At 51.2% G+C, this 22,960-nt stretch carries 19 protein-coding genes and 1 pseudogene; 15 read left to right on the top strand and 5 right to left on the bottom strand.

The window, feature by feature from the left end; all coding sequences use genetic code 11:
- The first annotated feature begins 154 nt into the window (after window positions 1-154).
- From gmd to AC8GE9_RS11455, 5 genes are read left to right on the top strand one after another with little or no spacing between them, the layout of a single operon-like run.
- Window positions 155-1,189 (top strand): GDP-mannose 4,6-dehydratase, encoded by a 1,035-nt coding sequence (gene gmd / locus AC8GE9_RS11475; protein WP_506677304.1) that lies wholly within the window; start codon window positions 155-157, stop codon window positions 1,187-1,189.
- Window positions 1,189-2,040: an NAD-dependent epimerase/dehydratase family protein gene (locus AC8GE9_RS11470; RefSeq protein WP_506677303.1), complete on the top strand. Its 852-nt coding sequence runs from the start codon at window positions 1,189-1,191 to the stop codon at window positions 2,038-2,040. Before gmd ends, AC8GE9_RS11470 begins: the two co-directional genes overlap by 1 nt.
- Window positions 2,028-3,170, top strand: a complete 1,143-nt coding sequence (locus AC8GE9_RS11465; RefSeq protein ID WP_506677302.1) for a glycosyltransferase family 4 protein — start codon at window positions 2,028-2,030, stop codon at window positions 3,168-3,170. Before AC8GE9_RS11470 ends, AC8GE9_RS11465 begins: the two co-directional genes overlap by 13 nt.
- A 40-nt stretch (window positions 3,171-3,210) precedes the next feature.
- Window positions 3,211-4,341 carry a glycosyltransferase gene (locus tag AC8GE9_RS11460; RefSeq protein WP_506677301.1) on the top strand — a complete coding sequence of 377 codons (1,131 nt, stop codon included), beginning with the start codon at window positions 3,211-3,213 and terminating at the stop codon, window positions 4,339-4,341.
- A gap of 53 nt (window positions 4,342-4,394) precedes the next feature.
- Window positions 4,395-6,323, top strand: a complete 1,929-nt coding sequence (locus AC8GE9_RS11455) for a polysaccharide biosynthesis protein (protein ID WP_506677300.1) — start codon at window positions 4,395-4,397, stop codon at window positions 6,321-6,323.
- On the opposite strand, the gene AC8GE9_RS11450 is transcribed toward AC8GE9_RS11455, so the two are convergent.
- Genes AC8GE9_RS11450 through AC8GE9_RS11440 form a run of 3 tightly spaced genes read right to left on the bottom strand, consistent with a single transcriptional unit; the run spans window position 6,320 to window position 9,702 of the window.
- Window positions 6,320-7,798, bottom strand: coding sequence for a sugar transferase (locus AC8GE9_RS11450; RefSeq protein WP_506677299.1), 1,479 nt, complete (start codon window positions 7,796-7,798; stop codon window positions 6,320-6,322). The two genes, AC8GE9_RS11455 and AC8GE9_RS11450, sit on opposite strands and share 4 nt — an antisense overlap.
- Window positions 7,795-8,721, bottom strand: a complete 927-nt coding sequence (locus AC8GE9_RS11445; RefSeq protein WP_506677298.1) for an NAD-dependent epimerase/dehydratase family protein — start codon at window positions 8,719-8,721, stop codon at window positions 7,795-7,797. Before AC8GE9_RS11445 ends, AC8GE9_RS11450 begins: the two co-directional genes overlap by 4 nt.
- Before the next feature lie 3 nt (window positions 8,722-8,724).
- Window positions 8,725-9,702, bottom strand: coding sequence for a glycosyltransferase family 2 protein (locus AC8GE9_RS11440; RefSeq protein ID WP_506677297.1), 978 nt, complete (start codon window positions 9,700-9,702; stop codon window positions 8,725-8,727).
- A gap of 301 nt (window positions 9,703-10,003) precedes the next feature.
- Here AC8GE9_RS11440 and rfbA point away from each other — a divergent pair, with 301 nt between their 5' ends.
- From rfbA to AC8GE9_RS11415, 5 genes are read left to right on the top strand one after another with little or no spacing between them, the layout of a single operon-like run.
- Entirely contained in the window at window positions 10,004-10,891 is an 888-nt protein-coding gene (rfbA, locus tag AC8GE9_RS11435) for a glucose-1-phosphate thymidylyltransferase RfbA (RefSeq protein ID WP_506677296.1), read from the top strand.
- Window positions 10,888-11,433: a dTDP-4-dehydrorhamnose 3,5-epimerase gene (gene rfbC, locus AC8GE9_RS11430; RefSeq protein WP_506677295.1), complete on the top strand. Its 546-nt coding sequence runs from the start codon at window positions 10,888-10,890 to the stop codon at window positions 11,431-11,433. Before rfbA ends, rfbC begins: the two co-directional genes overlap by 4 nt.
- A 51-nt stretch (window positions 11,434-11,484) precedes the next feature.
- Window positions 11,485-12,021 (top strand): ABC transporter permease, encoded by a 537-nt coding sequence (locus AC8GE9_RS11425; protein WP_506677294.1) that lies wholly within the window; start codon window positions 11,485-11,487, stop codon window positions 12,019-12,021.
- Window positions 12,011-13,309: an ABC transporter ATP-binding protein gene (locus AC8GE9_RS11420; protein WP_506677293.1), complete on the top strand. Its 1,299-nt coding sequence runs from the start codon at window positions 12,011-12,013 to the stop codon at window positions 13,307-13,309. The genes AC8GE9_RS11425 and AC8GE9_RS11420 overlap by 11 nt, the downstream gene beginning before the upstream one ends.
- Window positions 13,306-17,145: a glycosyltransferase gene (locus AC8GE9_RS11415; RefSeq protein WP_506677292.1), complete on the top strand. Its 3,840-nt coding sequence runs from the start codon at window positions 13,306-13,308 to the stop codon at window positions 17,143-17,145. Before AC8GE9_RS11420 ends, AC8GE9_RS11415 begins: the two co-directional genes overlap by 4 nt.
- Before the next feature lie 114 nt (window positions 17,146-17,259).
- On the opposite strand, the gene AC8GE9_RS11410 is transcribed toward AC8GE9_RS11415, so the two are convergent.
- The gene (locus AC8GE9_RS11410) at window positions 17,260-17,472 is read right to left on the bottom strand and encodes a hypothetical protein (protein WP_506677291.1); all 213 of its coding nucleotides are present in this window, start codon (window positions 17,470-17,472) and stop codon (window positions 17,260-17,262) included.
- Window positions 17,473-17,477: 5 nt separating this feature from the next.
- Here AC8GE9_RS11410 and AC8GE9_RS11405 point away from each other — a divergent pair, with 5 nt between their 5' ends.
- A complete protein-coding gene (locus tag AC8GE9_RS11405; protein WP_506677827.1) occupies window positions 17,478-17,828 on the top strand; it encodes a hypothetical protein in 351 nt (116 codons plus the stop codon).
- 14 nt (window positions 17,829-17,842) lie between these two features.
- A pseudogene (locus tag AC8GE9_RS11400) lies at window positions 17,843-18,684 on the top strand (glycosyltransferase family 2 protein); the annotation flags it as partial.
- Between the two features lie 147 nt (window positions 18,685-18,831).
- Here AC8GE9_RS11400 and rfbB read toward each other — a convergent pair.
- The gene (rfbB, locus tag AC8GE9_RS11395) at window positions 18,832-19,890 is read right to left on the bottom strand and encodes a dTDP-glucose 4,6-dehydratase (RefSeq protein ID WP_506677290.1); all 1,059 of its coding nucleotides are present in this window, start codon (window positions 19,888-19,890) and stop codon (window positions 18,832-18,834) included.
- 182 nt (window positions 19,891-20,072) lie between these two features.
- Between rfbB and AC8GE9_RS11390 the strand changes: the two genes are divergently transcribed.
- Genes AC8GE9_RS11390 through AC8GE9_RS11380 form a run of 3 tightly spaced genes read left to right on the top strand, consistent with a single transcriptional unit; the run spans window position 20,073 to window position 22,955 of the window.
- Window positions 20,073-21,266 (top strand): CaiB/BaiF CoA transferase family protein, encoded by a 1,194-nt coding sequence (locus tag AC8GE9_RS11390; protein WP_506677289.1) that lies wholly within the window; start codon window positions 20,073-20,075, stop codon window positions 21,264-21,266.
- On the top strand, window positions 21,256-22,137 hold the full coding sequence (locus AC8GE9_RS11385; protein ID WP_506677795.1) for a FadR/GntR family transcriptional regulator: 882 nt from the start codon (window positions 21,256-21,258) through the stop codon (window positions 22,135-22,137). Before AC8GE9_RS11390 ends, AC8GE9_RS11385 begins: the two co-directional genes overlap by 11 nt.
- A 2-nt stretch (window positions 22,138-22,139) precedes the next feature.
- The gene (locus tag AC8GE9_RS11380) at window positions 22,140-22,955 is read left to right on the top strand and encodes an enoyl-CoA hydratase (protein WP_506677288.1); all 816 of its coding nucleotides are present in this window, start codon (window positions 22,140-22,142) and stop codon (window positions 22,953-22,955) included.
- Window positions 22,956-22,960 lie beyond the last annotated feature (5 nt).

Below are 22,960 nucleotides of genomic sequence, written 5' to 3'. Positions count from 1 at the left end.
GACTTTGATATTGGTAAAATACGCCTTGAAGTATACGGGTTATCACTTAGTGCACAAAGTTTTCAGCTGTCACTCATTTATGGACGGAAAGCACCACTGATCAATCACCCCATAAAATCATCATGTCTTTCCAACAATATAGAGATATCGAACAGTGAAAAATATCATTATTACGGGTATCACCGGTCAAGACGGTGCCTATTTGGCGCAATTGCTTCTTGAAAAGGGCTGCCGGGTTTATGGAGCCTATCGCAGAACAAGCTCTGTTAATTTTTGGCGCCTGGATGAGCTAGGAATACAACACCATCCAAATCTTCATTTGGTTGAGTACGATCTGACGGATTTAGGTGCGAGTATTGCTCTCGTGCAAAAGGTAAAGCCTGTCGAAATTTACAACTTAGCAGCCCAAAGCTTTGTGGGAGTCTCTTTCGAGCAACCCAGCACTACAGCTCAAATTACGGGTATTGGTGCGCTCAATTTGTTGGAAGCCATTCGTTTAGTTAATCCTAAAATTCGTTTTTATCAAGCAAGCACTTCAGAGATGTTTGGCAAGGTTCAGGCTGTTCCGCAAAAAGAAGACACGCCTTTTTATCCTCGCAGTCCATACGGCGTGGCAAAGCTTTTTGCGCACTGGATGACAATTAACTATCGCGAAAGTTACGATATTTTTGGTTGTAGTGGTATTTTGTTTAACCATGAAAGCCCTCTTCGTGGTCGTGAGTTTGTCACGCGCAAGATTACCGACAGCGTTGCTAAGATTAAGCTTGGTCAGCTCGACTGCCTTGAGCTCGGTAACCTTGACGCTCAGCGGGACTGGGGTTTCGCAAAAGAGTATGTCGAAGGTATGTGGAGAATGCTCCAGGCCGATACGCCGGACACCTATGTTTTGGCGACGAACCGAACTGTAACCGTGCGAGACTTTGTGCGGATGGCTTTCAAGGCTGCGGGTATAACGGTAGACTTCAAAGGCAATGCTGAGGCAGAAACTGCGATTGATGTGGCCTCAGGTAAGATCGTGATGCGAATAAATCCAAAATTTTATCGCCCGGCTGAAGTTGAGTTGCTGATTGGTGATCCGGCGCATGCTAAAGCTAAGTTGGGCTGGGAGCCTCAAACGACACTGGAGCAACTTTGCCAGATGATGGTTGAGGCTGATTTGTGTCGTAATCAAGCTGGTTTTTCATTTTAATGAAAATCTTATTAACGGGATCGGCTGGTTTTACCGGCCTTTTTTTTCAAAAGGCCGCGATCGCTGCTGGGCATGAAATCATTGCATTGGATGCGGATTTGACGGACAAAGCCGCTGTGGCAACGCTGGTGGCTGGCATTGAACCCGATGCGGTCGTTCATCTGGCTGGAATCAGTTTTGTTGGTCATGCAGAGGATGCAGCGTTTTATGCCGTGAACGTAGTGGGAACGACCAATTTACTTTCAGCGCTGGTTGAGCTTCGATACCCTTTGAAAAAGGTATTGCTCGCCAGCAGTGCGAATGTGTACGGCAATTGTGAGGCCTCACCAATCAGTGAGCGACAAGAGCCCGCCCCCATGAATCACTACGCAACCAGTAAGCTTGCGATGGAACAGATGGCACGCACTTACATGGATCGTTTGCCAATTGTGATCACGCGTCCATTCAATTACACGGGACCTGGACAGGCACCTCATTTTTTAATACCCAAGTTAATCAGCCATTTCGCAAGACGTGCTAAATCAATAGAGCTCGGGAATTTAAATGTTGAGCGAGAGTTTAATGATGTACGGATGGTGTGTGATACGTATTTGAGTTTACTCAACAAGGGTGAGTCAGGTGAGGTATATAACGTTTGTTCGGGAAAACCTTTCACGCTTGAGCATGTACTGAATACGCTCACAACATTGACTCACTATAGTCTCCACGTAGATGTTAATCCCGCCTTCGTTCGAGACAACGAAGTTCATCGCTTGTGCGGAAGCACAGACAAGCTCCTGCAGTGCACGGGTCCTTTGCCCGTTTATACGTTAGAGGAAACTTTGGCTTGGATGCTTGAATGTCAACAATAAAAGTTGGGATGGGCGCCACAATCTGGGGACGTGGTCTTGAAAATCATCAACTTGATGGGATTGGTTATTACACGCAAGAGATTTTTCGTCAGCTTGAAAATAAAAATACTCATCTTACTCCGATCGTTTTTGGCAAGCAGGGACCAGAATCCTTTGATCATCATCCCGCCATTCGTTTAGATCGTTACGGCGTTTCAACGGCTTTGTCTGCATTGACTGGTTTCCCATTTAGAGGGAGCAGTTTGCTGGCCAAAAGAATTGATATATTTCATGCGACAGATCACTGTACGCCAAAACTCAAAGGTGTCCCAGTCGTTGCGACGTTCATGGATGCCATACCCATATCTCACCCACGGTGGGTCAACCAAAACTTACGTACTTTAAAGAATTGGCTTTGGCGTACCTCTGCGCAATGGGCGGATCACATCATCACGATCTCTGAGTTTTCAAGACAAGAAGTCGCCAAACACTTTAGGATCCCTGAGTCCCGAATCACGGTGACTCCCTTGGGTGTAGATGAGCGGTATTTTGATAGATTGTCTGGAAATGCGGCTGATCAAGTATTGAGTCAGTATGCGCTGCCTGATCAATTTTTTATTTTTATTGGTACGCTTCAGCCCCGCAAGAACATAGAGCGCATTGTGCACGCGCATGAAATGCTCCCGGCCGCTTTGCGAGCGCAGTGTCCTTTGCTGATTGTGGGTCGTAAGGGATGGGGTTGTGAAGAGCTTGTAAACAAACTCAACACAGCTCAACCAAATGGCCCTGTCCGATGGTTACAAAATATCAACGATTTTGAAAAGCGTGTACTGATGCAGCGCGCGACCGCAATGGTATTTCCTTCATTGTTAGAGGGTTTCGGGTTACCTGTTTTAGAAGGCTTTGCCAGTCAAACGCCTGTGATTACATCTAATACATCTTCTTTGCCTGAAGTAGCGGGAGATGCAGCTTGGACGCTAGATCCAACGAATGTGCATTCAATTGCAGAGGCCATGCAAGCTTTAGCGACCAATCAGGCGCTCGCGCGTCATTTTGTACAAAAGGGCTTGGCACGTGCAAACATGTTCACTTGGGATGCTTGTGCGGAGAAAACTTTAAAAGTGTATGAGCAGGTGCTTGGTAAAGCATAAGAAACTTTAGATACGATAAAAATTGGATATGTAGCGCATCATGAAGGTCTTGCACGTATATCGTACTTATTTTCCAGACCCTCCCGGAGGGACCCAGGAGGCAATTCGACAGATTTGTCTCAGTACGCAGCCCTATGGGGTGGAAAATACTCTTTTCACCTTATCACCCAACCCTGAGCCAAGCATCATTCTGCGCCCAGAAGCCAAGGTCGTGCGTTGCCGCTCTTGGGCGGCTCCTGCCTCTTGTGACCTAGGTGGTCCGCAGGCATTTGCAACCTTTCGCTCCCTCGTTCAGCAGTCTGATGTCGTGCATTACCTTTTTCCTTGGCCTTTTGCTGATTTGTTGCATGAGGTCGCACCGAAAAAACCTTCGGTATTGACCTATATCTCTGACATCGTCAGGCAGCAAAGATTGAAGGCATTGTATGAGCCATTGATGTGGCGGACTTTGAGAGGGATGGATGCCATTGTTTCAAATGTGCCGCAGTACGCCGAAACAAGTCCTGTACTGACGCAAAGCAGCCTGACTGCAAAGATCAGACAAATTCCTCTCGGCATTGAAGAAAGCTCTTACAACATTGAACCGGACAGCACCATTCTTTCCCGTCTGGCAATAAAAGAGGAGGAGCCTTTCATATTTTTCGTTGGAGTCTTAAGATATTACAAAGGACTTCATACCCTGTTGGAGGCTTGCAAACATACAAAGGGACGGGTGGTCATTGCAGGCTCTGGTCCTGAGGGCGCCGCTTTGCAAGCACAGGCCAAACGTTTAAGCTTGTCAAACGTGACTTTTGCGGGGCAAATCAGTCAAGCAGAAAAAATCGCCTTGCTCAAGGCGTGCAGAGCCCTAGTGTTACCTTCACACTTGAGATCTGAAGCGTTTGGAATGGTTCTCGTCGAAGCGAGTATGTATGGCAAGCCGATGATCAGCTGTAAAATTAATACAGGCACTTCTTTTGTAAACAAACATTTAAAAACAGGCTTAGTGGTGCCGCCTGAGTCGCCCACTGCTTTGGCGAGTGCGATGAATACGCTTTTAGAGGATGTATCGGCTGCAGAAGGTTTTGGTCAAGCAGCTCGACAGCGCTATGAAAAGAATTTCTCTGGCCCGGTATTGGGTGAGGCCTACGCAAGGCTATACCGAGAGGTTTTAGAAAATAAGCGTGAATAAAATTTCGTACGATGAAAATTGAAACGCAGTCTGTTTCATCGCATTAGGATCAAATGAAAACGATTTTCCCTTGGTTGGTCGGCCCTATTCTTGGTTTACCTAGGATGGTTAAACGCTTCGTCGCACTTTTAGTCGATGCAAGTCTCTGCGTATTGGCTGTGTGGTTGGCTTACTACCTACGCTTGGGTGAGTTTGTCGCGCTGACAGGGAATTTGCTGCTTGCAGCCGGAGCATCGATTGCCATCGCTTTACCCGTTTTTATCGTGTCGGGTTTGTATCGGGCAATTTTTCGTTATAGCGGATTGCCTGCTCTTGTCACAGTTGCACGTGCGGTTACGATCTATGGTTTGTTGTATGCCACGCTCTTTACCGCGGTAGGTTTCCCTGAGGTGCCTAGGACCTTAGGCATTATTCAACCAATCCTTCTTCTTTTACTAGTGGGGGCGTCACGTTCGTTTGCGCGGCTATGGTTGGGCGGTCAGTATCAAAATATTTTAAGAAAAGTATCCAGACCGAAGGTTCTTGTTTATGGTGCGGGTAGCTCGGGGCGTCAGCTTGTTGCAGCGATGGCCAATAGCCATGAAATGCAAGTCGTTGGCTTTTTGGATGATGACAGTAGGGTGCATGGTCGCGTGCTCAATGGGCAACGTATCTACCGTCCGAGTGAATTGGTGAATTTAGTGTCGACACTGCATGTCACAACGGTATTGTTGGCCATTCCCAATATTGGTCGCAAGCGTAGAAATGAAATTCTCAGTCAAATGCGTGATGTACAGGTCTCGGTACGAACCTTACCTAGCGTAACAGACCTTGCCCAAGGGCGGGTCAGTGTCGCAGATTTAAGAGAGTTGGACATCGACGATTTACTTGGCAGAGAGTCTGTCACACCTGATGAGGTGTTGCTTGCTAAAACAGTGCATGACAAAGTGGTGTTAGTAACAGGTGCGGGTGGATCTATTGGGAGTGAGCTGTGCCGACAAATCTTGGGACTCAAGCCTCGAAAGTTGTTGCTGGTTGAACAAAATGAGTTTGGTCTGTATGCGATTCATCAGGAACTCGAAGACAGACGCATCAATATTGAGACAAGCCTAGTACCGCTATTGGCTTCGGTTCAAGATGAGGCTCGTATTAAAGAGATTATGGCGGCATGGCAGCCTGATACGGTCTTTCATACAGCCGCATATAAGCACGTACCTTTAGTTGAGCATAATCCTGTCGAAGGCGTCAAAAATAACGTTTTTGGGACCCTGCGTGTCGCTCAGGTTGCGGCTGCTTATGGTGTCTCGGATTTTGTATTGATCAGCACAGACAAAGCTGTGCGTCCCACAAACATTATGGGTGCAAGTAAACGTTTGTCAGAAATGGTGCTGCAAGCGATTGCTGCGACGCATCCGATCACTAAATTTTCTATGGTTCGTTTTGGGAATGTGCTTGATTCATCGGGCTCGGTTGTCCCGAAATTTCGTCAGCAAATTCGCGAGGGTACGGCCATCACACTGACGCATCCCGAGATCACGCGCTATTTTATGACCATCCCAGAAGCTGCGCAGTTGGTGATTCAAGCGGGGGCCATGGCGCAAGGTGGTGATGTGTTTGTATTAGACATGGGTCAGCCTGTCAAAATTATGGATTTGGCGCGAAGGATGATTGAGCTGTCTGGCCTGACGGTGAGAGATGCGCTCAATCCAGATGGAGATATACCTATTGAAATTACCGGTCTTCGCCCCGGCGAGAAGCTGTTTGAGGAGTTACTGATTGGGGACAATCCACTACAGACCTCCCATCCAAGAATTATGCGTGCACAAGACGAGTTTGTCTTATGGCCAGAATTGGAAATCAATTTAAAAGAGTTAAGCGCCGCGCTAGAGATGAACGACGTGCAACATATTCGATCTGTATTGGCTCAGCTCGTCTCAGACTATACGCCGAGCGAAGGGATTGTGGACTGGGTGTACATGCATAAACATAATCATATTCATTAATGCGATACCCCCTCTCTTTTTAATACCTTCAAAAACGTCATCCACAAAATTCGTATATCTAGCCAAAAACTTTGGTTGTTTAAATAATATGTATCTAAGGCAACTTTTTCTGGGATCGGTAGCTCGTCGCGCCCGTTGACCTGCGCCCAACCCGTTAGGCCTGGTAATAATGCACAGACACCATTTTGAGTTCTCAAGGCGATCAAGTCGTCTTGATTAAACAAGGCAGGACGCGGCCCTACAAAGCTCATGTCACCTTTAATGATGCTCCACAGCTGAGGTAATTCGTCTAGGCTACTTTTGCGTAAGAAAGAACCTATCGGCGTTAAATATGATGTTGGGTCTATTAGTAGATGTGTCGCGACAGCAGGTGTTCCGATACGCATCGTTCGGAACTTCGGCATACGAAAAAGTTTGTTGTTTTGACCGACTCGATCGGACCAATAGAGGATGGGACCTTTAGATGTGACGCGGACGAGTAAAGAGACGATGCAGATGGGGAGTATCAACACGATTGAGAATGTAAAAGCTAACAATAAATCAAATACACGTTTCCATAGGTTTGTCGCAATAGGCAAATTACGCAAGCGACTCAACACGAAATGAATACTGTAGTAGATTGAGATAGACACAAATCGAAACCAAATGCCTACATTTACAAGCCACATCAACGGCCCAGGATATTGTTGTTGAAAAAACTTATGATAAAAACGCTGCATTCCTTTGTGTTTGTGCCATTCCACAAAAAAGGGCCGCGCTTTGCTGGAATGCCCCTTGTGATGCAGGACAGGCGCATCCGGTATGAAGAGGATGTGCCAACCACGTTGCCGAAAGCGCATGCACCAGTCCAGATCTTCGCAGTGTAGGAAATAGGCCTCATCCCAAAGACCAACATCGTCGATGGCAGAGCGGCGAACCAACATGAGCGCACCAGAAATTGCCTCGACGTCAATAGGTGCATCGGGCAATGGCTGCTTGTGTAAATGGAAATCGAAAAAAAGCTTGGGCCATCTTTGACTGAAGCGAGTAAGACCAAATGCTCGCACCAAAGAGCGCCAAGGGGTAGGTACGGCCCGTCGTCCGCCCCCTTGCTCACTCCCATCTAGGTTGGTCAACAGACCGCCTACCATGCCTACACGCGAGTCGCGCTCGAGTACCGCAACCATGCGCAGCAAAGATCCTCTGCCGATCAGACAGTCCGGATTCAGAAATAATAAATATTGCTGTGTGGCGAGATGAATACCAAGATTACAGCCTGCTGCGAAGCCAAGATTTTTAGTTTCGTAATGGGTCAGTAGTTTCGGCTCACTAGGAAACTTTTTAGCCAGCATGTCCATACTGAAATCGGACGATGCATTATCCACAACAATGACTTGCTGAGCCTGCTCCAGCGCTTCACGCACGCAGTCGATCAATAGGACGCCCGCGTTGTAGTTAACGACGATGACAGAAACAGGCTGACAAGTTGAGTTCATTGACTATCCACTTTCTCAGCTTTCAAAAGAAACGGGCGGGGCTTAAACACAAAGTCTCGCGTTGCCTCAGAGTGATCAAATACCAAGTCACTGTTCATGCGCTCGGCCATGGCAGATGACCAGTTACGGTAGCGCGGTATGAAACGCAAAATTGATACGATAAACCGAAAAGCAAACAGTGGAACCTGGAGTAATCGTACAGGCCGTTGAAGAGACTCAAAGATACGTGTCACCATTTCACGATAGGTGATAGTCTCACCACCAGACAGGTTATACGCGTGGTTCGTCGCAATAGGAGACTCTAACGCAGCTATACAAGCACTCGCGACGTCTTCCACATGAATGGGCTGTCTGAGACCCGTTGCTTTACCAAAAATGGGGAAAAAGCCAAAGCGTTGAATAAATCGCGCAATCTCGGCAACGTTCTTGTCGCGTCCAACACCATAGATGAGAGTTGGACGCAGGATGATCCATTCCACACCCTTGCTTGATGCCCATTCTTGCACGCGAGCCTCGGCCTCTGCTAAACGCAGGGCAATGGTTTGTTCATCTGAATCTGAAGAGTCATCTTTGGTAAAGCGGCTGGTCGAGGACAGTGTGACGATGCGGCGGACGCCGTAGGATTCAAGCATTGAAAAATATGGAGGTAATATCCAAACAGGAGCAACGGACAACCAATGACTAATTTTGAGTGTGGCAACTTGATCCTGCAAAGATGTTGAATACCCATCTAGCTGGAGCCATTGGACTTTAGATTCTGCATTGTGTTGAACAGGGCTTCTTGAAAACGCAAAGACGTCAGGGGTCCGATACGTGAGTAGCGAAATCAGGCACTCGCCAACTAGACTAGTCGCACCTAGAATTCCGACGCCAGAGCAATCATTTACGTTCAATTCCGAAATGACTTGAAAGTCCGAACCCATTGACTACCTTAATCTTATCTTCATTATGCGAAGAATGTCTCGCCACGAGGCAACCCGTTTTTTTTGAATTTGTCGACGTTTAGACCACATTTTAGGTAAACCTAGAACAGCATCTCGCTTAGCACGAAATATTAACTTACCTTGTCCTCGTAGGGTAAATATCATTAATGTGAGGACATTCATGGCTAAATGGAGTGGTAGGAACGTCCAGAACAACAATCCAGGCATATCTTTTACATAAGTCCACACCACGTTCCGGTGTCCGTGATAAACAGAAAAATCGCTATGTTGTCCACCCGTCGTACCAGAGCCGACATGCTGCGCGACCGATGAGGGGACGTAAAGGCACCGATAACCAGCTAGGCGTAAACGAAACCCCAGGTCAACATCCTCGACGTAACAAAAAAAATCTTCGTCGAAACCACCGACCTCAAGTATTGCACTTCTCCTGTACAAAGCTGCCGCAGCACAAGGTGAGAATACCTCCTGATTATGTTCTGAGGAACATACATCGGGCTCTCCGTTTGCCATACGCCAAACCAGTCCACTGATATGGTAAGCGTCGCCTGCTCCATCAAGCACTTTTGGATTGGCCGCAACGACTAGTTTGCTGCCGAATATGTCGAAAGAGGGTTGTTCATAAGAGGCGGATAGTAAGGTTTCTAACCAGCGGGACTCTGGATAGGCATCTGGGTTGAGTAAGGCGATCCATTCAGATTCCTTATCCGCCAACTCAATCGCCAAGTTGTTGGCGCGCGCAAAGCCTAGATTCACACTCTGAGCCAGTAAACGAACGGAGGGGAAAGTTCTTACGATGTCGAGCGATGCGTCCGTGCTTGCATTATCTACGAGGATAATTTCGTATGGCGAGACTGTCTGTTTCATTAAGGCTGACAGGCAATTGTTAAGGAAACGTTCGCCATTCCAGTTGACGATGACTACCGTTAATTTAGGAGGTATCGTTTTGTTTAAGTTAGTCAATCTGTACTCTTTTTGATTTTTGTATATTCATACACTTTAAACAAAAGATCGCTTCAAGGATAAGCTGCAATATTTAGAAGATAATGAACAATGTCAATGTCAATGTTAAAATTACTTTTATAAATTTTTATCGTGAAGATAGCTTTTAAGAGATGCTCTCAAACCCCATCTCCGAAAATGGACGCCAAAGATAGATATCTTAACGTTTGGGCTGGCAAGTTTCGACTTTAGTTCTGAAAACTTGCAACTGGCTGGCAAAGTGGCGTCCGCTCCCATGCTTTTCTAAATTTTTGAAAAAAAAATGATCCAACGCAAAGGCATTATCCTCGCCGGTGGCTCCGGCACTCGGCTCTACCCGGTCACCAAAGTTGTCTCCAAGCAATTACTACCCATTTACGACAAGCCGATGATCTACTACCCGCTCAGCACGCTGATGCTGGCAGGTATACGAGATATCCTCATCATTTCTACGCCTCAAGACACGCCGCGCTTTGAACAATTGCTGGGCGACGGCAGCAATTGGGGCCTCAACCTGCAATATGCCGTGCAACCCAGTCCAGATGGCCTCGCTCAGGCCTTTATCATTGGCAAAGACTTCATAGACAACGCCCCCAGCGCTCTAGTGCTAGGCGACAATATTTTCTACGGACACGACCTCCACGCCCTGCTTGAAAAAGCCATGGTGCGCGATCAGGGTGCAACGGTTTTTGCTTATCATGTGCAAGACCCTGAGCGATATGGCGTTGTGGCTTTTGATGCCCAAGGTCGTGCCACAAGCCTAGAAGAAAAACCCGTCAGCCCCAAGAGTCAATATGCTGTTACGGGCTTGTATTTCTACGACAACCAGGTCGTTGATATCGCCGCCCAACTCAAGCCATCGGCCCGGGGCGAGCTGGAGATTACCGACCTGAACCGTATTTACCTTGAGCGCGACCAACTGAATGTGGAAATCATGAGCCGTGGCTATGCCTGGCTTGACACCGGCACCCACGAAAGCTTGATCGAAGCCAGTAATTTCATTCAGACCATCGAACACCGCCAGGCCTTGAAAGTATCTTGCCCAGAAGAAATTGCCTACCGCAAGGGTTTCATTAATGCCGAGCAACTAGAAAGGCTGGCGCAGCCGCTAGCCAAAAACGGTTATGGGCAATACCTGCAGCGCCTGCTAAAAGAAGGGATTCAGCCGTGAATGTGATTTCAACTGCTATTTCCGATGTCATGATCATCGAACCCAAAGTGTTTGGCGATGATCGCGGTTTCTTTTTTGAAAGCTTCAACAGCCGCCAATTCGCTGAACTGATCGGGCGCAACGTAGATTTTGTACAAGACAATCACAGCCGATCGGCTAAAAATGTTCTGCGCGGCTTGCATTATCAAATTCAGCAACCCCAAGGTAAGTTGGTGCGCGTGGTGCAAGGCATCGTGTTTGACGTGGCCGTGGACATCAGGCGTAGTTCGCCCACCTTCGGGCAACACATTGGCGTGGAGCTCTCTGCCGAAAACAAGCGCATGTTGTGGGTGCCCGAAGGCTTTGCACACGGCTTTGTAGTGTTGTCAGACACGGCTGAGTTTCTCTACAAAACCACTCATTACTGGGCGCCCGAATTCGAGCGCAGCATTGCCTGGAACGATCCCGCCCTCGGCATACAATGGCCTATTCAAGGCGAACCCACCTTGTCCGCAAAAGACCAACAAGCTAAAGCATTGGTAGAAGCGGAGCACTTCCCATGACTCACTCGTCAACAGCGATCAACCCCCACGCTGCCCAAACCCACATCCCTCGTGGCACTGGCCAGAAGCCTCTGGCGCAACCGCCAGCTCATCGTGCTGAGCCTGTTTAGCGAGGTACTCAATCGCGCTCCCGGGTTGATTGTTTCCAACGTCAATTACGTCAAAAAAGTGGTGTTCCCGATTATAATACTGCCAGTCATTGCCATGGGTACCGCGCTCTTCCACAGCTTCATCAGCCTGGGCTTACTGCTGCCGCTGGTCATCCTCACCATGGGTCTCGCCTGGATGCTGGCATCCCTGGGCGTATTTCTGCGCGATGTCGGGCAAACCATTGGCATCATTACCACCGTGTTGATGTTTCTTTCCCCCGTCTTTTATCCCGTGACCGCCGTGCCAGAAAGATTCCGCCCGTTCATCATGGCCAACCCGCTGACCTTCATCATTGAACAGGCGCGACAAGTGCTCATTTGGGGGCATCTGCCGAACTGGATCCGACTGGCAATTTACACCTTGGCCGCCGCCGCCATTGCTTGGGCAGGCTACGCCTGGTTCCAAAAAACCAGAAAGGGCTTCGCCGATGTCCTCTAACGATTTCGCCATTCGCGTTAGCAATCTGAGCAAACGCTTCGAGATCTACACCACTCCGCGGGACCGGCTCAAACAGTTCGTCCTGCCGCGTCTGCAAAGCCTGGCAGGGCAGCCTTCCAAGCAATACTTCCGCGAGTTCTGGGCGCTAAAAGACGTTTCGTTTGAAATCAAAAAAGGCGAAACAGTCGGCATCATCGGGCGCAATGGCAGCGGTAAATCTACCATGTTGCAAATGATCTGCGTCACGCTCACCCCTACAAGTGGCAGCATACAAACCAATGGCCGAATCGCGGCTCTTTTGGAGCTCGGCTTAAATAGCAAAGAAATCGACGCACGTTTTGATAACATTGCCGCTTTTGCAGATAGTGGACAGTTCATTGAGCAGCCTGTAAAGACCTATTCGAACGGCATGTATTTGCGCCTGGCCTTCGCTGTCATCGCGCATGTGGACGCGTACATCCTGGACGTCGACGAATCCTTGTCCGTTGGCGACGCCGTGTTCACCCAGAAATGCATACTCTTCATCCACGAGTTTCAGCGACACGGCACACTGCTCTTTGTGAGTCACGACTTGGGGTCCGTGCAGAACCTGTGTGAGACGGCCGTCTGGCTGGACCGCGGACAGGTTCGACTGCACGGATCGTCAAAAACGGTGGCTGAGGCGTATCTGCAACAGACATTGCAGGACGTCTACGGGAACTCCATCCATCTCAAATCGACCAGCGAGGACACCCAGACCACGACGGGCAAAGAACCGGATGAGCGATCCGGCTCGGTGATCGTCGACTATGCCGCGCGCATGTCCGTCATCGACAACCTGAGCGCGGCCACGGGATGGAAGAGCGACGCAGCCGAGGTTATCGGCGTGTTCCTGGAAAACCTCTCCGGACATCCTTCAGACGTATTCGAGGGCGGAGAACGTGTCTGCATGCGGATTCGCGCCAAGGCGCCTCAGAATCTTTCGAGTGCCATCCCGGGTTTCTTGGTCAGGGATCGGCTAGGCCAGGATCTGTTTAGTGAAAACACCTTGCCGCTAACAGCCTTGCACTCCCGTACTGTCGCCGCCAACCAAGAGTTCGAGGCCGAGTTCGTCTTCGTCTTCGTGCTGCCTATGGTGCCCAACGGCAGTTACGTGGTGATGGCATCGGCTGCGGACGGTGACCTGCACCACAAAACCAAGCATCACTATCTTCACTATGCCCTGGTGAGCCACGTATCGTCCAGCAAGGTGCGATGGGGCCTAGTTGGCCTAACGTTCGGCAATATTTTAATGGAAGTGCTTCAATGAGAAACAAAGATATCCAGCAGCTGTACTCCGAGCACACCGGAAAAGTCTCCGACAAATGGTCGATCTATCTGGCTGAATACGACCATCTGTTCGGACCCTATAGAGACCGCCCTGTCAACCTGCTCGAAATCGGCATCCAGAATGGCGGCTCGCTCGAGATTTGGTCGAAATTTTTCGCCAACGCCGCGTTGATCGTCGGCTGCGACATCAACCCCGATTGCCAGAAGCTCCAATACGCCGACGCCCGCATCCGCGTCGTGGTCGGTGACTCCAACACCGACGATATCGAGCGCGACATACGGCATCTCGCATCGGACTTCGACATCGTGATCGATGACGGATCCCATCGGTCCAGCGACATCATCAAGTCGTTTGCCCGCTATTTCCCGCGCGTGACCGATGGTGGCATCTTCGTTGCCGAGGACCTGCACTGCAGCTACTGGTCGGAATACGAAGGAGGCCTGTTCCACCCTCTGTCTTCTATCGCCTTTTTCAAACTCCTGACCGACGTGATCTCCCACGAGCACTGGGGCATTCCCAAAGCCAGGAGCGAAGTCCTCTGCGGGTTTTTTTCGGAATACGCCTGCTCGATGGACGAGCAGATACTCGCCGAAATCCACTCCATCGAGTTCATCAATTCGATCTGTGTGATCCGAAAGAAACCTGCGGAGCACAACCAGCTCGGACGCCGGATCGTCACCCGCGGCACCGCAGAAGTCTGGCCGGTGGTGCTGCAACTGAACGACACGCTGATGGCCGTCCCCAATCAGGCGGCCAATTACTGGAGCCAGTCAGAGATGTTGCCGGAAAAAGTCTTCATGGAGCAGCGGCAAGAAATTGCCGCGCTCCATGCCGAAGGAAGGAGACAGCAGCAGGTGGCTGCCCTGAACGAGACGATCCGCCTCATGACCAACTCCCGGAGTTGGCGCTTCACGCGACCGTTGCGATGGCTGGTGCAGCAGCAGCGCCTGCGCGAACAGGGTGCGGCAGCCCGCTCCAAGGCTTTGGTCAGAAAGATATTCAAAAAGATAGCTCGAGCCGGCATCACCTATGTCAAGGCACATCCAGCCCTACGGAACCGACTGCAGGCTGTCGCCACCCGGTTGGGAATGACCCAGTCCCTGCGCCGGCTCTACCACCGGCTGCAACAAAGGCCGAACGACGAGGCTGAAGTGCTGAGGGAAACGGTGGTCGCGTCTTATCCAGCATGGGCCGCCCGCTTTGACTCGCCGTCCCCGGTGGCGCTGGAGCGACTGGCCCGCTCGGGGGAGGCACTGAAGCCCGTGGGCATCCTGGTGACTTTCGACTCGTCGTCGGCCCAACAGGCCCCTGAGCTGGCCCGGCGCCTGCAGGCGAGCATCGGCCAGCCATGGACTGCCGTTTTCCTTTTTGCGCAGGACGTCGATGCTAGGCAGGTGGTTCAGGACGTCAGGCAAGCGACAAAGAGCGACCTGCGGCTATCGTTCGAGCGCACCGCTGCACCTCCAGCGACCGATATTCTGATACTGATCGAAGGTGGGGCGCTGCCACGCCCGCATGCGCTGCGCCTCTTTGCAGATGCCTTGCGCAACGCCCCCTCATCCCTGCTGGCATATTCAGACGAGGATCGCCTCATCGAAGGATCCACCCCGGCAGATCCGTGGTTCAAGCCTGAATTTTCGCCCCTGCTGTCCCGTCAGGGCATGCTGCTCGGGCGGATGCTGGCAGTACGCGACAGCGATCAGGACCGTGTGTGGACCCAGCTCTGCACCGCGGCCTCGAATATGTCGGACTTTGGCCGTCGCTATGCTCAGGAAGCCGGAGCATCCCGTATCATCCACATCCCGCACGTGCTGTTTCACGATGCGCTCCCCCCGGCCCTGCCGACGGCACTGACGCTGGAACTGCCTGACGAACTTCCCGTGGTCAGCATTGTGATCCCGACCCGCGACCGCTGGGACCTATTGGGTGCCTGCCTGGAGAGCTTGCGCCAGACCAGTTGGCCCGCCGACCGGTTGGACATCGTCGTGGTCGACAACGGCTCCACCGATGCCAAGACGCTGAAGATGCTGGCTAAGGCCGAGGAAAATGGCCAGATCCAGGTGATCCGAGACGACCGCCAGTTCAACTGGTCGCGCCTGAACAACGTGGCAGCCAGAGGTGCCCGCGGCGAGCTGCTGGTGTTCCTGAACAATGACACCGAAGTGGCCGATCCGACATGGCTGAAAAAGCTCGCAGCCCACGCCCTCCGAGAGGAAACCGGAGCTGTCGGCTGCAAGCTGCTGTTCGAAGATCGTACGGTCCAGCACGGCGGAGTGATCGCGGGCATCCAGGGCGTGGCGGGGCATGCCCATCTATTCCTGCAGCCGGACGCAGGAGGCTATCGAAATCTGGCGATCACCACACACGAGGTGAGCGCTGTCACAGGAGCATGCTTGGTGGTGACCCGGCAGAACTTCGACGCCGTGGGTGGCTTCGACGAAAACTTCCGAGTGGCATTCAACGACACAGCGTTCTGCTTTGCGCTGCACAAGCTGGGCAAGCGCAACGTGTATGTCGCCGATCCGCTCTTCATCCACTATGAGAGCAAGTCCCGGGGCTATGACGACACTCCTGAGAAAAAAGCGCTTAACCTGTTTGAAGCACGCAAGGTTTGGGAACAGTATGCCGAGTTGATGAGGGCAGATCCGTTCTACTCACCCAACCTCTCTCTATGGACCCCGTATGAGTTGGCTTTTGCCCCGAGGCGGGGGCTGGCTTGGGACAAGCTCCGGTCCCGCCCCTTGAGGGTCATGATGTTGTCGGTCACCCACGCCATTGGCCACGGCGTCCCGGTCGTCATATCGATGCATGCCGCAGCACTGGTCCGCCAAGGCTATGAGGTTCTGATAGGTGGCCCAAAGACCCCCAATGACTTCCCCTATCCTGACTGTGAACGGGTAGAGGTACACGATGCGCTTTCGGCAGCCACGCTCGCTGCGGTCCATGGTGTGGATCTCATCATCGCGCACACCCCTCCGTTCTTCAGCGTCGCTCGTTGGACGGGCGGCCATCCTGCGGTCATTGCTTACGATTACGGCGAACCACCACCTGAGTGGTTCCCTGATACCGCCGAGCGACAGACCATCCTGGCGGAAAAAGATCAATCGCTGATGATGGCAACGGCGGTATACGCGATATCAAACGCCATCACATCGGAAAGCCGGACACCTGTCGATGGCGTCATTCCACTGGGAAATGCGCACTTGGGTCGGTGGACTGAAGACCTTGTCGCCAGGCGAGATGCGGTGCGTGCGCGTCGCGACTGGCAGGGCAAATTCGTCGTCCTCAACGTCTGCCGTTTCCACAGTGGCGAACGTCGTTACAAAGGCGTTGACCTCTATGCCAAGGTGAGTGCGGCAACGAAGCAAAAATCAGCCGCGGGATCTCAACAAGCTGTGTTTGTGCTTTGCGGCAAGGGCACGCCAGCAGACGTGGAAGCCATAACCGCGTTGGGCCTGACGGTGGCAGCCAACGTCACTGACGAAGAAATGACGGATCTGTATTGCGCAGCCGATGCGTATGCAAACTTCTCGCAATGGGAGGGTTACAATCTCGGTATTGGGCAAGCGCTCGCAATGGGCTTGCCGACGATTGCGTCCGACATTCCTGCGCACCGAGCCTTCGGCATTGACGTGACCAACGATGTCGAATTTGCTGCGGACTGGGTTCTTCAAAACGCAGCCGCACAACCACCGCGCGTTCCCAAGGTGTGGTCCTGGGAGGCTTCGTGCAAACGCCTGGTTGAAGTGATTGAGTCCATGGTTGAGGGCCTGGACGCAGATCGAGTCCCCACTGCACCAAGAAATTCTGCCTGATGCACAGCTACCTACCAATTCATTTTTGCAGACGAACAGCGGCCTGCGAATCCGGAATGTGCAGAATCATTTCTGAATTCGCCTTCGATAGCAAATGCCATCGAGCGACATGACTCAAGGATTGAATTGATGCCATCGATTGTCTCGGTCATCATCACTTACCAGTCCGATCTGGCCGTTTTGGCACAACTGATCGCAGCACTCCATCAACAGGGTATCTGTGTGCTCGTGGTGGACAACGGTTCCGCCGAGAATATTGCCAACTGGAACGAGCAGCTGACGCCCCGCGCGCGCAGGATATTCGCCTTGGGGGACCAACCACGGCATCGCCCGTGCACACAACAACGGGATCGACTGGGCCAACCACAGGGCGCCCGCTATGTGCTACTGGTGGACCAGGACAGTATCCCCGCGCCTGGTATGGTTGCGATGTTACTAGCGACTTACGTTTGGTGCGATGTACTTGCCCAACCGCGAGGACTGTCGTTCCGGTGGATTACCTGATTCCCTCTGGCTGCCTGATTCCGATGTCGGTACTGGATAAGATGGGCGGCATGCGGGATGATCTGTTCATCGATTACGTGGATATCGAATGGGGATTGCTCGCAAGCCATCATGGCTTTCAAAGCTATGGGGTTTGCGCTACCCACAAGCACCACCCATTGAAATATCCCCCGACATAAACACGAGGGCTAAGGGGTTCCTGCAAGGATGCGAAGGCGCGCAGGACTACGATTTGGCTTTGCGTTGTACAGAACATCTTGCACCCCATCAAAGTGTGCATATTCCGAGAGTTCTTTATCACTGGCGCAGCCATTCGAGTAGTGCTGCGTATGCAGGAAGTGCAAAAAATATGCACTGTTGGCTGGCGAACGTGTTTTAAATGACCATTTTGAACGCGCCAAAATTCTTGCACAAGCTGAATTGCTGGATTTTGGCATGTATCGCATGCGTTACCTTATTACAGCACCTGCACCATTGGTTAGTCTGATTATCCCCACGCGTAATGGTCTGGCTATGCAACCTGGTGTCGGTGCAGTGGGTGCCCGGCTTTGGTACCCTAACGATACTTCACTACATGGTGGCGTGATAATTGGACTAGGCGGTGTCGCAGGCCACTCACATAAATATTGACGTAAATACGAACGAGGATTTTTTTACCGCGCACAGCTGATTCAAACATTATCTGCAGTGACCGCGGCATGTTTAGTGATAAAGAAAAGTATCTACAAAGAGGTCGGCGGGTTGGATGAAACCGATCTCAAGGTGGCGTTCAATGATGTTGATTTTTGTTTACGTGTTCGTGAAGCAGGTTATCGTAATGTTTGGATACCCTACGCCGAACTGTACCATCACGAATCGGCAATACGCGGTTATGAGGACACTCCGGAAAAGCAAATACGTTTCAGGGACGAAGTGCTGTATATGAAAAAGTGCTGGGGAGATTCTCTTATGAATGACCCAGCTTACAGTCCCAACTTGACTTTAGATCATGAAGACTTTTCTTATGCATGGCCACCACGCATCGAGTTACTCTGACACTTTCTGCAACTGATGACATCGATGTGCATGGTTGGCGGTTCACGCCAACATCATTTCGCCTTGTATTCTTCGATTTTCTGAATCTTAATTTGATTGGATTGGAAATCAAGGCGGAGTTCGATTCAGTAGCAATGTTTGCTTACCTCAACCCCCATACTGCTTACCTAGCCACTTCCGGTATTCACCGCTCGTAACACCCGCTAACCATTTGGGATTATCCAGATACCACTGAACGGTTTTTTCTATGCCGGTCTCAAACGTTTCATATGGCTTCCAATCTAATTCGCGCTCAATCTTCCGAGCATCTATTGCATAGCGTCGGTCATGCCCAGGGCGGTCTTTGACATAGGTGATTTGCTCGGCATAGGGCTTGCCATCTACTCGAGGACGTAGTTGATCAAGTCGAGCACAAATCGTTTTGACAACATCAATATTGGCTTTTTCATTCCAGCCACCAATGTTGTAAGTTTCGCCTACACGTCCAGATTCGAGTACACGAGCGATTGCCGTGCAGTGGTCTTTGACAAACAACCAATCTCGCACTTGCTGTCCATCACCATAAATTGGCAGAGGTTTACCGTTTAGTGCATTCAGAATAACGAGTGGAATCAGTTTTTCCGGAAAATGAAATGGGCCGTAATTGTTGCTGCAATTCGTTGTGAGTACTGGTAAGCCATAGGTATGGTGCCAAGCACGGACAAGGTGATCAGAGGAGGCTTTGCTGGCAGCGTACGGACTATTGGGTTCGAAAGGATTGGTCTCTGCAAAAGGGGGATCTTCGGCAGACAATGTGCCATAGACCTCATCGGTGGAAACATGCAGAAAGCGAAAAGCTAGTTTTTCTGTGTCTGGGAGCGTAGACCAATGGGCACGAACAGACTCGAGCAGATTAAATGTTCCTACCACATTGGTCTGAATAAAATCGCCTGGTCCATGGATCGAACGATCAACGTGAGACTCGGCTGCAAAATTCAACACCGCTCGAGGCTTGTGTTGCGCCAATAGAGCATCGACTAAAGCACGATCACCAATATCGCCATGGACAAAAATATGACGTTTGTCTAGGGCAAGTGCGGATAAATTTTCTAAATTACCTGCGTAGGTGAGGTTGTCGAGATTAACAACAGGCTCATCATGACTTTCGAGCCATGTATGGACGAAATTACTACCAATAAAACCGGCACAGCCTGTGACTAAAATCATTTTTAATTCGCAAATAATAAAAAGATCATGATGGGCAGCTAGATCATACTTTTAAAGCAGACTCGGCTGTATTGGGCGCATAAATTAACCTGAGCTTGATTAAAGTCTCTCAAGATATTGTAAGATGTCCAACATCCTAAAACGTATCGAAAATCGCAACATAGATTGCCCCGGAGACCTGCATGACCACTCTGCCCCCAGGCCGTTTACCGCTCAGCCGTTTCACCGTGCTCGACCTGACGCGCGTTCGCTCAGGCCCCGCGGCGGTCCGCCAGCTAGGAGACTGGGGTGCCAATGTCATCAAAATTGAAGAGCCGGGCGATATGCCGGACGACAAGCCGGGCGGTTCGGCGCAATTTGCAGACTATCAAAACACCCATCGCAACAAGCGCAGCATCACCATCAACTTAAAGCACCCCAAGGGCAAGGCTTTGTTCATGGAGATGGTCAAGCAGGCGGATGTGGTGATTGAAAACTATCGCCCCAACGTGAAATTCAAGCTTGGGATCGATTACGAGTCACTGCGCAAGGTCAATCCACGCATCATCCTCGCAAGCGTCTCTGGTTTTGGGCAAGATGGTCCTTATAAGGATCGTCCAGGACTAGATCAGATCGCCCAGGGCATTGGCGGCATTATGTCGGTGACGGGGGAGCCTGGTCGCGGACCGATGCGCGCGGGCATTCCGGTGGCGGATCTGACCTCGGGTTTGTTTTGCGCAATCGGGACCTTGGTCGCCTTGCTTGAGCGCGAGGAGTCAGGCGAGGGCCAGTGGGTGCAGTCTTCGCTCTTGCAGGCGCAGGTCTGGATGATGGATTTCCAGATCATGCGTTGGCTGATGAACAAGGAAATCCCCGGTCAGAGCGGCAACGACCACCCAACCAGCTCGCCGACAGGTGTGTATTCAACATCGGATGGCTATATCAACATCGCCGCCATGGGTACAGAAATGTATGTTCGTTTGGCCACCGTGCTGGGCTTGCCAGAGCTGATCGAGGATCCACGGTTCAAGACACTCCAGCTGCGCGCCAAGAATCGACCTGAGCTCAATGCCGCCATCAACGTGCGGACGAAACAGGAGAGTACGGAATTTTGGATCGCTTTGCTGAACAAGGAAGGCGTGCCTTGCGGTCCGATCAAGAACGTTCAGCAAACGATGGAAGATCCGCAGGTCATGCACCTCGGTATGGCTAAAAAGCTCCAGCATCCTAAGCTTGGTGAAATCAGCGTGGTGGGTCAGCCTGTCATCATGAGTCGCTCCAAGCGGGATGTATTTGTCGCGGCGCCAGATCGTGGCGAGCACAACAAAGAAGTGTTTGCCGAGTTTGGCATCAGCGCGGCTCACATCGAAGAGCTCGCCCTTGAAGGTGCGATCTAAGTTGGATAAGCCAGGAATCACCACAACGGTCTATACGTCCAGACGGGAGGCCACGTCGGGGCGTCGTGGCTCGGCGGGTAAAACTGCGGTGACGGGCCTAGCAGGTAGTGCCTTTGGTTCGCTCAGCGCGTTCGGCCAGACTAAGCCTGCCTCCACGGCCTCTGCCTTTGACAGTCTCGGTCGCCCTGAAAATCTCCCGGATGAAATTGCTCAACAGTTGCGCGCACGCATCCTAAATGAAAGCCTCGCACCCGGTCAGCGTCTGCCCACTGAGCAAGAGCTTGGCGCGCAATTTGGTGTCAGTCGCAATGTGGTGCGCGAAGCCATCGCGCGACTCAAGCTGACGGGTTTGGTTGAGACGCGTCATGGGGTGGGCACCTTTGTCTGTGCGGATATTGCACTTCGTCCGTTTGAGGTGTCGCACGATGATTTGCTGGATTTATCTCAGCTCATCCATGTGCATCAGCTGCGGATTGAGATTGAATCGGGGGCGGCCGCGCTGGCGGCGACCCACCGCACGGCTGCTCAACTCGAATCACTTCGCCAGTCGCTCAAGCGTCTGGAACAACATGCAGATGATTGGGAGGCGGCCGCACACACATCGGTGGATTTTCATCTGGCGGTCGCGCATTGCGCCAACAATCCTTACTTTGTTCGCATCATGGGTCATTTGAGTCATGTGATCCATCATGCTGTTCGCACCTTTAGATTTAGAACGATTGGCACGACTCGTGTAGAAGAAATAGAGAGTGAGCATGAGAACATTGTCGATGCGATCGCACGGCGTGACTCAGCAGGTGCTCGCCTCGCAATGCGCACCCATTTAGAAACCGCTATGGCACGTTATCGAACTTTACTTGGAGACCTTTGAAAATGACGACTACCAGATTGTTGCAGGGCGAAATCACAGACAACTTGATCATTGAGAAAAGAGGCGCTGTGGGCTGGATCACGTTTAATGATCCTGCCAAACACAATGCGATGTCTTACGACATGTGGGCGGCCTTGCCCGGCATTATCAAAATGTTTGAAAACGATGTCGAGATTCGTGCGGTCGTCTTGACTGGCGCTGGCGGCAAGTCGTTTGTCAGTGGTGCCAATATCTCTCAGTTTGAAAAACTGCGTACCGCTGCAGATGCTGTCGCTGAGTACGAGCGCGTCGGCGAAGAAGCCCAGGGCTCAATCTATAACTGCACCAAGCCTGTGATTGGCCGTATCGACGGTTATTGCATCGGTGGAGGCTTGAACTTGTCATTGTGTTGCGATATCCGAATCGCTTCGGATGCCAGCAGCTTCGGTATTCCCGCAGGTCGTCTGGGTCTGGGCTATCGCCTGACCGCTATCCGCAACCTCGTCAGCACCATCGGTGCCCCCGAGGCGCTGGACATCATGTTGTCGGCATCGCGTTTTACTGCACAAGAAGCCAAGGCCAAAGGGCTGATTCAGCACCTGGTTCCCGTTGCTGAGTTGGACAAGACAGTGGATGACTATCTGGCTAAAGTTGTCGCAAATGCTCCGATCACGCTGCGTGCAGGTAAAAAAGCAATCCGCGAGTTTCAGAAAGTGCCTCCACATGTGGACGTTGAGGGCATCAAGCAGATGGTGTTGGCGTGTTTCGCGAGCGATGACTATCAGGAAGGCAAGCGTGCCTTTGCTGAGAAGCGTGCACCGGTGTTTCGCGGTAAGTAATAAAA

It is taken from the genome of Zwartia lucis (assembly GCF_965234455.1).
GTDB classification, from domain to species: Bacteria; Pseudomonadota; Gammaproteobacteria; order Burkholderiales; family Burkholderiaceae_B; genus Zwartia; species Zwartia lucis.
Note: the sequence above shows the minus strand (reverse complement) of the source record. Positions and strands in the feature narration are given on the sequence as shown.